The 13,600-nt window shown below is 37.2% G+C and carries 12 protein-coding genes; 8 read left to right on the forward strand and 4 right to left on the reverse strand.

The features are described 5' to 3' along the window. Positions 1–55: 55 nt before the first annotated feature. Together ACLIBG_RS13180 and ACLIBG_RS13185 are read right to left on the reverse strand one after the other, a co-directional pair. The gene (locus tag ACLIBG_RS13180; protein WP_439313230.1) at positions 56–2,110 is read right to left on the reverse strand and encodes a bifunctional diguanylate cyclase/phosphodiesterase; all 2,055 of its coding nucleotides are present in this window, start codon (positions 2,108–2,110) and stop codon (positions 56–58) included. A 317-nt stretch (positions 2,111–2,427) separates the two neighbouring features. Next, positions 2,428–3,333: a LysR family transcriptional regulator gene (locus ACLIBG_RS13185; RefSeq protein ID WP_439313231.1), complete on the reverse strand. Its 906-nt coding sequence runs from the start codon at positions 3,331–3,333 to the stop codon at positions 2,428–2,430. 227 nt (positions 3,334–3,560) lie between these two features. On the opposite strand from ACLIBG_RS13185, the gene ACLIBG_RS13190 reads away from it, so the two are divergent. From ACLIBG_RS13190 to ACLIBG_RS13205, 4 genes are all read left to right on the forward strand, one after another. Next, positions 3,561–4,088 carry a cupin domain-containing protein gene (locus ACLIBG_RS13190; RefSeq protein ID WP_439313232.1) on the forward strand — a complete coding sequence of 176 codons (528 nt, stop codon included), beginning with the start codon at positions 3,561–3,563 and terminating at the stop codon, positions 4,086–4,088. Positions 4,089–4,236: 148 nt separating this feature from the next. Next, complete coding sequence (locus tag ACLIBG_RS13195) at positions 4,237–5,292, forward strand: TRAP transporter substrate-binding protein (protein WP_439313233.1); 1,056 nt, start codon at positions 4,237–4,239, stop codon at positions 5,290–5,292. Between the two features lie 369 nt (positions 5,293–5,661). Next, positions 5,662–6,138: a TRAP transporter small permease gene (locus tag ACLIBG_RS13200; protein WP_439313234.1), complete on the forward strand. Its 477-nt coding sequence runs from the start codon at positions 5,662–5,664 to the stop codon at positions 6,136–6,138. A 48-nt stretch (positions 6,139–6,186) separates the two neighbouring features. Further along, positions 6,187–7,476 carry a TRAP transporter large permease gene (locus ACLIBG_RS13205; protein WP_439313235.1) on the forward strand — a complete coding sequence of 430 codons (1,290 nt, stop codon included), beginning with the start codon at positions 6,187–6,189 and terminating at the stop codon, positions 7,474–7,476. A 372-nt stretch (positions 7,477–7,848) separates the two neighbouring features. Here the strand turns inward: ACLIBG_RS13205 and pdxS are convergent, their stop codons facing one another. Then, on the reverse strand, positions 7,849–8,715 hold the full coding sequence (gene pdxS, locus ACLIBG_RS13210) for a pyridoxal 5'-phosphate synthase lyase subunit PdxS (protein ID WP_439313236.1): 867 nt from the start codon (positions 8,713–8,715) through the stop codon (positions 7,849–7,851). 159 nt (positions 8,716–8,874) lie between these two features. Here pdxS and ACLIBG_RS13215 point away from each other — a divergent pair, with 159 nt between their 5' ends. The 3 genes from ACLIBG_RS13215 to ACLIBG_RS13225 all read left to right on the forward strand — a co-directional run bounded on the left by ACLIBG_RS13215 (position 8,875) and on the right by ACLIBG_RS13225 (position 10,908). Continuing rightward, on the forward strand, positions 8,875–10,278 hold the full coding sequence (locus ACLIBG_RS13215; RefSeq protein WP_439313237.1) for a MocR-like pyridoxine biosynthesis transcription factor PdxR: 1,404 nt from the start codon (positions 8,875–8,877) through the stop codon (positions 10,276–10,278). 132 nt (positions 10,279–10,410) lie between these two features. Next, positions 10,411–10,626 (forward strand): type II toxin-antitoxin system RelB family antitoxin, encoded by a 216-nt coding sequence (relB, locus tag ACLIBG_RS13220; protein WP_439313238.1) that lies wholly within the window; start codon positions 10,411–10,413, stop codon positions 10,624–10,626. Between the two features lie 3 nt (positions 10,627–10,629). Then, positions 10,630–10,908: a type II toxin-antitoxin system RelE family toxin gene (locus ACLIBG_RS13225; RefSeq protein WP_439313239.1), complete on the forward strand. Its 279-nt coding sequence runs from the start codon at positions 10,630–10,632 to the stop codon at positions 10,906–10,908. A gap of 448 nt (positions 10,909–11,356) precedes the next feature. Here the strand turns inward: ACLIBG_RS13225 and ACLIBG_RS13230 are convergent, their stop codons facing one another. Next, positions 11,357–12,736 carry a MocR-like pyridoxine biosynthesis transcription factor PdxR gene (locus tag ACLIBG_RS13230; RefSeq protein ID WP_439313240.1) on the reverse strand — a complete coding sequence of 460 codons (1,380 nt, stop codon included), beginning with the start codon at positions 12,734–12,736 and terminating at the stop codon, positions 11,357–11,359. Between the two features lie 126 nt (positions 12,737–12,862). Between ACLIBG_RS13230 and ACLIBG_RS13235 the strand changes: the two genes are divergently transcribed. Continuing rightward, the gene (locus ACLIBG_RS13235; protein WP_439313241.1) at positions 12,863–13,486 is read left to right on the forward strand and encodes an FMN-binding negative transcriptional regulator; all 624 of its coding nucleotides are present in this window, start codon (positions 12,863–12,865) and stop codon (positions 13,484–13,486) included. Positions 13,487–13,600 lie beyond the last annotated feature (114 nt).

The following is a 13,600-nucleotide window of genomic DNA, read 5'->3' on the forward strand; positions in this document are numbered from 1 at the left end:
TAGAAAAGACGCAGCTCTTTATTTTGTCACTTTTCATTTAAGAAGCAGGGAGTCATCACACCCCTTGCAGTTTCGTTGGTGTCTCCCTCCCTATCCAAGTAACAATCTCTTTCACCGGTAATGGGCGAGAAAAATAATATCCTTGCACAAACGGTTTTTCTGTCATCGATGTAATAAAATCCATTTGCTCTTTCGATTCCACTCCCTCAATGACTACACTTAAATTTAAGGAGTAGCAAAGGATGATAATCGATTTTAAAACATCGGAATCTTTTTCAGAAAGTGGAACGCCATCTACGAATGATTTATCAATTTTTATTGTTGAAACAGGCATTCTTTTTAAATACGACAAGGAGGACAGTCCCGTTCCAAAATCATCCAACGCTACAGATAGACCAAGCTCTCTAAATTGCTCTACAGCATTAATTGCGTTTTCAATATCATGAATGACACTCGTTTCTGTAATTTCCAGCTCAATATAATGACTATCCACCTTATATTTTAATAGATTATGAATAATTACATTCAGTAACCTGGACGAAGTAACATAGACACCAGGGATATTAATCGATACGTGACGAAAAGGCACCCCCTCTTTTAGCCAAAGAGCTGCTTGACGACAAGCTTCTTCGATCACCCAGTCCGTCACATCCACGATCTGCCCATTATTCTCCAGTATGGGAATGAACACGCCCGGAGAAATCATACCATATACGGGATGTTTCCAACGCAATAATGCTTCTACTCCAGATACCTCGTATGTTTTCGAACATACTTTAGGTTGATATTCCATAAACAACTCACGATTCGCTATTGCCTTACTAATATCTTGAACAATTTGTCTCTCAAAAGTATACGTATGTACAGCAGGATCATACTCAATCACTTCATGTTTATACGCAATAGAAGGGTGCTGCAGGACAGCCATACTATTAGAAAACAGGCCTCTGACTACCTTCTTTTCTTTCGAATGAGATAACGAACAAACAACCTCTAACACTATTTGCTTGTTATCTACTTCCAACGGGTTTTCTAAAACAGTTAGAACATCTTTCATTGATTTTTTCATCGTTTCATAGCCCGATTCACCGAATTGAAAAATAGCAAACCGATTTCCTTCGATACGATATACCTTTGCATATTCGGGCTTCTTGCTCTGAATGATATCTCTTACTGCTTGTATCATTTTATCTCCGTAAGTATATCCATAACCGGAAATCCACTTCTCCAAGTTATGAATGTGAATAATAGCCAGCGTCCCAGTTGTAACTATATGATTTAGTTCTTTCTCAAACTGCCTTTGATTTGGTAAAAGTGTCAAAGCGTCAAAATGGTGTAAACGATGATCCACATAGCGATCAAGTAAACTCGTTAAACCAGCAATAAGTAAGAGAAAGGAAATCCCTACGGTGACAACAGTAATCAATAACGTTGTATCCATGTGATGCATTCCATTTAGGTTATCTATCAATGGTCTTCTTACATAAAAAACAATGGCAGCCATTCCTGTATAGTGCATACTAGTGATAGTCAGACCTAATAAGATGGAGGTCGTTATCTTTACTAATTGATTGCGCATATATTTCTGTAAAGTAGAAAAGGTATACAAGGCGATATAAGAGGCCACAACGGCAATGACAATGGAAGCCAGAAAAATCCACGGTTTATAAACATATTCTGCATCCATCTTCATTGCAGCCATCCCTATATAGTGCATGGAGGATATGCCAAGCCCCATGATGATCCCAGCAATAAAATACGACCAATGTGTTGTATATCTTCTATTTGCAAAATAAAATGCAAGATAGGAGGCAAACACAGCTGGAATGGCGGAAATAATCGTAAGGAATACATCATAATTCATCGCAATCGGTAGCATAAACGCACTCATGCCAATAAAATGCATTGACCAGATACCTAGACCCATTGCAATGGAAGAGAGAAGCAGCCAAAAATTTTTATGAAAAAAGCTAGTTTGCTGCATTCTCTGATTCATGGATAAAGCGGTATAGGCAGCACAGCACGCAATAGCGATGGAAAGAAGAACTAAAGGTACAGAGTGTTCTCCATTTAAAATAAAAATATCTGTCGACTCTGGAAGTGAGAACATGTAACAACCTCTTTTTTAGTATTAAAGTAAAACATACACATTTTTCATCGTTTACTATCTTTTTATAATATACAGAATATGGGTGCAAACACCATATATTTCCTATATATTATGTACATTGGATAAGCTAATTCTATATACGGTAAACTATCGTTTCTATATCTACACGGTAGAACGTTGGGGGCTCACCTATTTGAAGCAACAAAAAGACGAGAGACTTGCTACTATTCTTTAGTCTATTTATTCATAGCCTTTTCCTCTAATAATGTTTCCAATGCATTCATACAGTCCTGCTTCTAAAATCCCTTTCCAAAGGATTACTTTTGTACATCTACTTCAATACTATAAAGAATTTCATCAACGAAGGCGCGAGTCGCACGGTTCATATACTTATCTTTTAAGTAAAAGATTCCAAGACTTCCTATAGGCAAAGAGTCGGAAATAGATATAATACTTATTTCTTTCATCTGCTTGAATTCGAGATAGGATTTTGGCAATACGGTCACACCAGCTCCATCAGCTACCATGTCCATTAATGATTCCATTGTCGTCATTTCTAAAAAGGAATGAAGATCAAATCCAAGGGTTTGACAATGTCTATCTAGGATTTGTCGCGTAAAATAATTGGTTGGGAACATAATGTTATGCGTATCTTTAAGAACGCTAAGCGAAGCAGCATCTTTATTAGCTAATTCATGTGTTGCTGGAACAGCCAACGCAAACTCTTCCATATATAGGGGAATACATTCTAATTCTTTATCAATCTCGTCATCATCGTCCATTAATAAAATACCCAAATCCAATTCCCCCCGTATGAGCTGATTCCGGATATCATCAGATCTTAATCCAGATACAGCCAGGTCTATAGCAGGATATTGACGGTGATAGCGGAGTATAACAGGTGGGAGAAGATAGGTAACTGCCGTAAATAATCCTCCTATCGAAACTCGACCTGTTTCTAAGTCCTTTAGGTCATCCATCACGTTATGTATTTCTTCTAATTCAAAAAAAATATTCCGACTATGCTTAAGCAGAAGTTGCCCTGCTTCCGTAATTCTAATCTTTTTCCCAATCCGATCAAACAGCAGCATACCAAGCTCATTTTCTAAAACACGAATCTGTTGACTTAGTGAGGGCTGGGAAATATTTAACTTTTCAGCTGCCCTTGTAAAGTGAAGTTCTTTGCATACGGCTAAAAAGTATTCAAGTTGTCTTATCTCCATTAAACCCACTCTTTTCGCAATTTCTCATTTGTATTAGTTTATTACAGTTCTTGAGAACATTCAATCACAGCTTTTCCTTTATTAGCAGTTTTTGCACAGAATGCAATAGGTTCTATACTATATCATAGGCTTAACCTATTACTTTTATAGAAATAATTGTATTGTATTATAATAGTCGGTTAATTATACTGGTAAGTGAAAACAATCAAAAAACGGGGGTAAAAACCATGAGTAATGACAGAACAGAAATTATGTCCGTCCAGGAATTCCGCTCAAAGACAATGAAACCTCAGCTACGACCTGCTTCTTGGAAATGGGAAGAGGTTTATCCAAAGATGATGGAATCTTTAGATGAGAGTGGTGCAGGAAGCACTGGCGTCTCGCTTGTCCATAAAGATCTTGAAGGAGCAGGCGTTTCACCTTCTATGAATGTAATTGTCCAAGTATTTAAGCCAGGAGAAAAGGATCATGCACACCGCCATTCCAATGTTGCACTTTTCCTTGTATTTGAAGGCGAAGGATATAGTATGATTGATGGGGAGAAAATTGAATGGAAAAAGGGAGACCTTGTACTAGCCCCTGCATGGTCAGATCACGCGCATTGCAATACGTCCGAAACGGAAAATGCTATTCTTGTAACATTCCAGGACGTTCCTCAAGTCAGTAATTTGGGTGCATGGTTTTTTGAAGAACCAGTCGGAACAAAGCCTCTTCATGTTGTAGGCGGAGAATTCAAAACTGAATTAAACGAATAACTACTTAGCCCCTACAAAGGGGTTAAGTTTATCTCTAGCAAAACCTTTGTCAGCAAAATAAGTTTGGATAACGGTCAGTAAATGGGTATTATATAATAATAACTTTAATGATGTAAAATCATTATTAATCTCTGGAGGAATAAAATAAATGGTTTTAAATAAGAAATTAAAATTACCACTTTTATTAATCATATTAGCATTCTCGATGTTATTCATCGTTGCATGTTCTTCAAATGATACAAGTTCAAATAGCGAATCTGATAATGGCAATGAGTCATCCGATGAAAAACACGTCTTAAGGTTTGCTCATGTTTTATCAGAAGACACGCCTCTTCATCTTGCTGCTGAAAAGTTTAAAGAAGATTTAGAGGAAAAGTCCGATGGGCGTATAGAAGTTGAACTCTTTCCCAATGGACAATTGTTCGCTTCGGAGAGGGAATCAATAGAAGCGGTTCAATTAGGGAATGTTGAAATGTCGCAGGTGGCTACGGCTGTTATGTCCAGTTTTCAACCGGAATTTTCCGTTTATAACCTGCCATTCCTGTTTGAATCTCGTGAACACGTATATGCAGCAATGGATGGACAATTAGGTGATACTTTAAATGAATCTCTTGCCGATTTAGATTTAATTGGCACGGGTTATCAGGAAAATGGTTTTCGCCATGTTCTTAATAACCAAAGGTCTATCGAAAAACCAGAGGATATTTCTGGGTTAAAAATGCGAGTTATTGAAAACAAAATGTATGAGGATTTGTTCAACAGTTTAGGAGCTAATGCTTCACCGTTAGGATTTGGTGAAACTTATACTGCATTGCAACAAGGTGTATATGATGGACTAGATAGCGAAATAACGGTCGCTTCTAATGAAAAATTCGATGAAGTATTGGATTATTTATCATTAACAGGACATACTTTCACAGCAACTGTTGGCATAATGAACAAAGATTATTATGATTCACTGCCTGAGGATTTACAAGACCTCGTAATGGAAGCAGCGGCTGACATGAATGAATACGAAAGAGAACTTAATGTGGAACAAGAAGATGACAAGTTAGAAAAGTTAAAAGAATCAATGGAAGTAAACGAACTGACTGCGGAACAGAAAAAAGAGTTTCAGAAAGCAATACAACCTATATTTGATGAGCATGCTGAAAAAGTAGGCAAAGATATAGTTGAGTTAGCTAAAGAGGCAAAGAATAACTAAATTAAATTCTTTTGAATGAACTTGTTAGTAGATCGGAATTTGACCCTATTTGAAAGAAGGGAAACTTTACTGCTACTTGAATACCACAGATGTTTAAGTCTATGCATTTAATAAATGAAAGTCCCTCTTCTTACTACTTCATTTTCGATGCTAAATTCCATTTCTAAAAAATAGTGCCTGTTAAATGGCAACGTTTGCAGTTTACTTTATTTGGATAGGAAAATTTTAGAGAATAAAAGTATTTTACTTTTAGTAGGAAAAGAGGGACTTTCCACGATTAGTAAACCGAATCTTGATGAAAGCGTCGGAATTTTGTGGGATTAAATTTAATTGATAGATAAGTTGAGTAATCGTTAGGAGTAATCGTCAATGAAATTAAAGACTATTTTAAACGAAAAACTTGAAGAATGGATACTTGTTGTTAGTTTAGCATTTATCGTTTTATTAGTCATAGCTCAAGTCGTTTCCAGATATGTTATTACTTTCCCAATGGGATGGAGTGTAGAGCTTGCACGGTATATTCTAATATGGATCGCTTGGATTTCTGCCAGTTATGCGGTTCAACAAAATACACATATCCGAGTAGAAATTTTAAAAGATAAGTTATCCAAAGGTCCCAAAAAAGTACTTGAGTTAATAATCTTAGTAATGTGGTTTGCTTTTGCTCTGTTTTTAGCTATTGCCGGTACCCAATTTACAATGTCAATTGGAAAAACGACACAATATAGCCCTTCATTAGAAGTTCCGATGTGGATTGTATATTTAGGAGTCCCAATTGCAGGATTTCTTATGAGTATTCGTTTATTTCAACAAGCAATGGTTATTATCAGAAAAGGAGCAAATTAATCAATTGAACGGTAAAGAGAGAGAATTTGAAATGAAAGGAAGATTATTGTGACCATTGTTGTACTTTTTGGGAGTTTGTTTTTACTAATATTACTAAGCATGCCAATTGGGATCTCCATTGGCATATCAACAGTGATCACCATTATTTTTGCCGCAGATAACGTCCAAATAACCACCTTTTCCCAAAAAGCATTTACTGCACTCGATTCCTTTCCTTTAATGGCAATTCCCTTTTTTACACTTGCCGGTGTTCTAATGGGTAAGGGAGGCGTGGCCAAAAGATTATTGGACTTTGCTCAATCCCTTGTAGGTTTTGTGACAGGCGGATTAGCAATTGTTACCGTTTTGGCCTGCATGTTTTTTGCCGCTATTTCCGGGTCAGGTCCAGCAACTGTTGCTGCAGTAGGGTCATTTATGATACCTGCGATGAAAGAAAAAAACTACGGAAGCGGTTTTGCCTCCGCAATAACTGCGGCTGCAGGCTCAATGGGTGCTATAATCCCCCCAAGCATATCGTTTATTCTACTTGGTGTCGCAGGTGGATTGTCCATTAGCAGCTTATTTTTAGCTGGTGTTATCCCGGGAATTTTAATCGGTGTCTTATTAATGGTAGCCTCTTACTTTATGGTAAAAAGAAAAAAAGATGTAGAGCCATCAGATTATGCGAAGTTTAGCATTAAAGACGTCTGGAATTCATTCAGAAAGTCAATTTGGGCCATACTCACTCCCCTTATCGTACTTGGGGGTATATACGCGGGGATTTTCACACCGACTGAAGCATCTGCAGTAGCTGTAGGCTATGCTGTTATTGTAGGAGTGTTTATCTATAAAGAATTACGTTTAAAAGATATATATGACAGTCTGGTAGAAACGTTAAAAATCACAGGTGCTATTTTATTCATGGTAGGTTTATCATTGGCGTTTGCTTATTTACTCACCGTTGAAAGGATCCCAGTAACCATTGCTGAATATATGGTAGAAATATCTGATAATCCAATTATGATTTTAATCATGATTAATATATTTTTATTAGTTATCGGGGCGTTTATTGATGTTGTTGCATCCATTGTCATTCTAACGCCAATATTATTGCCAGTAGCTACACAGTTGGGCGTTGATCCTATTCACTTTGGTGTAATCATGATTGTTAACTTAACAATAGGCTATATTACCCCGCCGGTAGGAGTTAACTTATTTGTCGCTTCCTCCGTTGGGAAAACTCCATTTGAAGTAGTTGTTAAAGCAGCCCTGCCTATTTTTGCAGTCATGCTCGTTGCCTTAGCATTGATTACTTTTATCCCGCAACTTTCATTAATGTTACCGAGTCTGTTCAATTGAAATAGCTGAATAGAAGTACTTTCACAGTAGAAAGATTGAAGTCTATAGATTCTCAATTACAACCTAACAGCTGTCCATGGAGATGATCTTGATTGTTTCTTTGGACAGCATTTTCTTTTTTATAGTTCCGTTAGCTATAATCACGGCTTATTGTCGACGAGGCAACTCATTGTGATAGGACGATTCGTTAGAATTGTACATCATTGCTAGCTTTCCTCACGATAAACCGAACCCCAAATAAAAAAAACGGTGCAGCAAGAGCGATATGCATGCTTGCTTACTCCGTTTCAATTTAATTATTTCAACCTATCTTTCCATGTTTTTTACAATCGAACGCCACCCACTCTCTAAAACAGATGGCTCCCTAAAAACCTACCAACCACGGTCTTGCATTCTTTCTTCCGTACTTAATGAAGAAATTTCAATTCCCTTCATTGCTGTACCGAGCTCTTTTGACAATTCTCCAATTAACTCATAGTTTTTATAGTTCGTTGTAGCTTCAACGATTGCCTTGGCAAATAATTCAGGGGTTTCGGATTTAAAAATACCGGAACCGACAAATACACCGTCTGCGCCTAATTCCATCATTAATGCTGCATCTGCTGGCGTTGCTACCCCACCTGCAGCAAAGTTAACGACAGGAAGTCTTTCCTCTGCTTTAATTTGCTTCAAAAGTTCATAAGAAGCACCAAGGTTTTTCGCCTCTGTCATTAATTCATCATCATTCATTCTTGTTACTTTACGCACTTGTGCATTTACTTTACGAAGATGACGAACAGCCTCCACAATATTCCCTGTTCCTGGTTCACCCTTCGTACGCAACATGGAAGCACCTTCTCCGATTCGACGCGCCGCTTCCCCTAAATCACGACAACCACAAACGAATGGTACGTTGTAATCACTTTTTAGAAGATGAAATTCCTCATCTGCTGGTGTTAACACTTCACTTTCATCAATATAATCCACTTTCATTGCTTCAAGTACTCTCGCTTCCGAAATATGACCAATACGTACTTTTGCCATAACCGGAATATTTACCGCCTGCATGACTTCTTCAACAATTCGTGGGTCCGCCATTCTAGCTACTCCACCTGCTGCACGAATGTCAGATGGAACTCTTTCTAATGCCATAACAGCTACTGCACCAGAAGCTTCTGCAATTTTCGCTTGCTCCGCATTAATAACGTCCATAATGACGCCACCTTTAGTTATTTCAATAAAATCTTTTTGATTTCCCATTTATTACACTCCATTCAAAGTTGTAATTCTTTCTCTTATTTTTTATTATAGAGAGTAAGTGATCCTAATGAAATATTCAGTTTTGGTAAATACGATGGTATCAGTTTTAAAATTGGCCGTTCAAAATAGTGCAGACAAAATTATAGGAGATGGAAAAAAATGGATATGTTAACGTGTCATTTAAACCGAACAAATGATGTTCCTTTATATGAACAATTGTACGATTTTATAAAAAACGAAATAACAGAAGGCCGTCTGGAATATGGATCCAAACTGCCTTCGAAACGAAAGCTCTCCGAGTTTTTAAAGGTGAGTCAAAACACAGTAGAAAATGCGTATGGACAATTAATAGCGGAAGGATATATTGAAGGGTTGCCAAGAAAAGGCTACTTCGTCCTGGCCTATGAAGACTTGGAATATGTTCAAACGGAAACAAACACCGCTAATGAAAAATCAATTGAAAAAAAGGAAATCAACTATTATTTTCATCCAAGCCGGATTGATACAGAGAATTTCCCTTTTGCGCAATGGCGAAAATATGCAAGAGACACCATTGATCATGTAAACCACTCCTTGCTTTTACTCGGGGATAAACAAGGAGAATTGGAATTGCGAAAGCAGATCGCCCATTATTTATACCATGCCCGTGGGGTAAAATGTTCCGTCGATCAAATTATCATTGGGGCGGGAAGCGATATTCTCCTGCAGCAGCTCCTCCTTTTGTTTGATAAAAATACGGTTTACGGTGTCGAGAATCCGGGCTACCATGTAATTTTACACATATTGGAAAGTTATCAAAACAACGTGCAGGCCTTAGAAGTGGATGAAGATGGCGTTAGAATAGAGTCTGTCGAGAAAGCGAACATTGATGCTGTCTATGTGACTCCTTCTCATCACTTTCCATATGGATCTGTACTTTCCGTCAATCGCCGTATGAAGTTGCTGAACTGGGCAGCCGAAAAAGAAAATCGCTACATTATTGAAGATGATTACGATAGCGAATTCCGTTACAGCGGAAAATCCATTCCTTCTTTGCAAAGTATGGATCATCGTGAAAAAGTCGTATATTTAGGCTCTTTTTCCAAATCGCTCATTCCATCACTTCGGATTAGCTACATGGTATTACCCAACCATTTATTGGAAAAATATAAAACAAAGGAATTGTCCTATTATCATTGCTCCGTGTCCCGAATCGATCAGCATATTCTGTCGCAATTTATGAAAGAAGGCGAATTTGAAAAGCATTTGAACCGCATGCGGAAAATTTACCGACGCAAGTTAGAGAAAACACAGGATGTCTTAAAGCCTTATAAGAACAAAGTCGACGTTATTGGCGAACTCTCCGGCCTCCATATCGTCCTGAACGTAAAAAATGGGATGCAGGAAGACGAACTCGTCCAACAAGCATGGGAGGCAGGAATTAAAATCCACCCTCTTTCTTCTTACTTACTCGAAAAAGAATCTGATCCTTCGCCAAAAATGATTCTTGGCTTTGCCGGCATCCCGGAGGCTGAATTAGAAGCGGCGATAGCATTATTATTGGAAAGTTGGGGAATTGGATGAGGTTAAGAGCTCCTGAAAAAGTGTGTTCTAGGTTCGATGAATTCCGATAACATTTCAAAATAATTAAAATACCTTTAAAATACGGTGTATAAATGTGTTACATTGTGTGACAATGATATAGAGGTGATTTTTATGGATACAATTACAATTAGATTAAATGAAGAAGAATCACAAGCCTTCAAAGAGTATGCAAAATTAAACAACATTCCTTTATCAACTTTGTTTAAAAAGACGCTCGAAGAAAAGATGGAAGATGAATTCGATATGCACGTTATCGCAGAGTATGAAAACAACGATTCTCATGAAACTTACACTCATGAGGAACTAAAAGAAAATTTTGGTTTATAATTTATGTCATACAAAGTTGTTTATACAAAAAAGGCAATGAAAAGTTTAGGAAAAATTGATAAAGCACAACAAAGACTGATCGTTGCATGGATAGAGAAAAACTTGATTGGTACAGAGGATCCTGTGGCATTGGGTAAAAGCCTAAAAGAAAATTTAAAGAAGTATTGGCGTTATCGTGTTGGAAAATACCGAATTTTAGCCGATATTGATATTGAAAAAATTAATTTCATTATTGTCAATATAGAGCACAGGAAAGATATTTACCATGAGTCAATCTTTTAATAACCTTAATTAGGGTATCGTGAGGAAATGCGGATTTACAACGTTAATCACATTTTCGAGACGAGTACCCTTTTTTTATATTAAGTTCACTCATTTTCTACATCGGTCTTAAACAAGACATAGTGCTTCTTCCACAGCTGCAAATTGTGAGAAATAATTGTCTGTTTATATTGAAACACAACGTGCTTTCTGTACTTAAATAATGAAACATCGTAATTTTCTATTTTACTTTTATTATCGATAACGTTAATTACTTTTCATGATTAATTTCCCTATTACCACCTTTTTCTCAAAACCTTCCAACTTATAATTACGCATAAGTAACGGACTCAGTTCGTGTCGTCCTGGGACTGCAGTTCAGCTGCGCTTACGTCTCACCATCGAAAACGAAGGCTTTAGTTTTCCACAAAGACGGATTTTCTGAAGAACGTGCTTCCAAAAGGTATTTTTATAACCATGCTTTTTTTAAAAGATTTACACCAAGTTCGATTTCATCAAAAGAAAGACCGCTAAACCCCAATTTTATTATTGGTTTATCTGGATGATTTTTTATGAAATAGATCGAAGTCGGCCGCACTTTAACGCCGTAAAGAAAAGCCCGCTCGATTAACCATTCTTCTGACGCCTCTAGATATACCCTAATTAAAACGTACAAACCGGACTGTTCGCCAATAATGGATATATTTTGCCCAAAGTGTTTTTTTAATAATGAAACGAGGTATTTCATTTTTCTTTTATAAACAAGGCGCATTCGCTTAATGTGCCGATTCCATTCCCCATTTTCCATAAATTTAGCCATTGTAAGTTGGCTAAAAAGTGAAGTAGCACTTTCAAAGTTCAGGAACTGATTTTTATAACGATTTAAAAGGGACTCTGGTAACACCATATAGCTTAAACGTAGGCCCGGGAGAAAAGACTTTGAGAAATTTCCCAGATAAATGACTCTTCTTGAATCAATAGAAGCGAGCGCTGGAAACGGCTGCTCTGTATAGCGAAACTCACTATCATAATCGTCTTCAATAATATATCCCTTTACGTTGGTTGCCCATTGGATAAGCGTTTGTCGTAGTTGAATTGACATACTTACCCCGTAAGGACTGTGATGAGATGGTGTTACATAGATTAAGCCTGAATCCATTTGTTTTAGTTGCGAAAGATCTGCACCTGTTGCATATACCGGCAAATATTCAAGGGAGAAATGATGGAATTGAAAAGCTTCCCTGGCACCATCAAACCCCGGATCTTCTACGATAATACTTGAATAATCTTCCTGTAATATATGGCCTAGATTGATAAGCATTTGTTGTGTACTGCTACCAATCATAATGGCATTTGCATTTGTTCTAACCCCACGTGATTGGAGTAAGTATGCAGCAATTTGTTCACGCAGATTCACCTCTCCAAAAGGTTCTCCATATTGAAAGCTCTCAGGTAACGTTAAAACCTGATTCGCTATTCGCCTCCATAGTTTTAAAGGGAAATGGTATTGATCTACAGCATCTGTACGAAAATTGACACGAACGGACGCTTTCTTCTCCACCCTCTTTTTGCTAGTGGGAATTAGGGCTTCCTGGGATAAAGAAGGCTCTAATCGATTAACAAAATAACCTTTTCGCCCTTCCCCGCGAATATAGCCCTCTGCTTCAAGTTGATTGTATGCCGATAAGGTTGTATTACGGCTGACTTGAAGAGAAGCTGCAAGTTTTCGAATAGAAGGTAGTTGTTCATCAGCTTTCACATTGCCTTGTTCAATCAATGATTTAAACTGTTCGTAGATTTGTTTGTATTTGGGAGTGCTTTCGTTGAAGACAAAAAGGTAATTTTTCATATAAACCTTCTCCTGACATGCTTAATTAATTAAAACTGTATCTTTTTAAATGTCAATTTATATCATACTATATTTTATAAGAGTAATAAATATATTCAAACACGAAATTGATGAGGGGTGATGATCATGTATATTCCAAAGCACTTTGAAATCAAAGATGAAGAAGAAATTTATGAGCTAATTGAGAATAATAGCTTTGCTACGCTCTTTTCCCAACACGAGGGTCATCCGTATGCGACCCACCTTCCTTTGATTTTAGATAAAGAAGAAAGATATTTGTACAGCCATTTTGCCAAACCGAATATGCAATGGAAAGATATAGAGGAACAGGAGGTGCTTGCTGTTTTTCAGGGGCCGCATTGTTATATCTCGTCTTCCTGGTATGAAACAGATAAAGCTGTTCCGACATGGAATTACATCGCTGCTCATGTATACGGAAAGGTTGAAATCATCGACGGCGAAGAAATGATGGATTCCCTTAAAGATATGGTATTAAAATATGAAGATCCAAATAGTTCATATCAATGGGATCAATTGGATGCTCATTTTTTAGAAGGGCAGGCAAAAGGCATTGTTGGATTCAAAATCAAGATTGATAAAATGGAAGGAAAAGCAAAATTGAGCCAACATCATTCCACGGAGCGATTAAAGCTTGTTACTTCACAACTGGAACAATCTACTAGTGAGAATGAAAGGGAAATTGCATCACAAATGAAAACAATTCTTAGAAAGAAAAAACTAAAGAATTAAATGTGCTTTCTTTGATAATCAGCACATAATAACATTAATAACAATCATTTTTGAAAGCGAGGAATTTTTATGCGTTTTGAAACGAAAGCTGTTCACTCTGGGCGCCAGGTTGAC

Origin of the sequence: Virgibacillus sp. W0181 (genome assembly GCF_051846915.1) — a bacterium.
In the GTDB taxonomy this organism is placed as follows: Bacteria; Bacillota; Bacilli; order Bacillales; family Amphibacillaceae; genus JBPYCR01.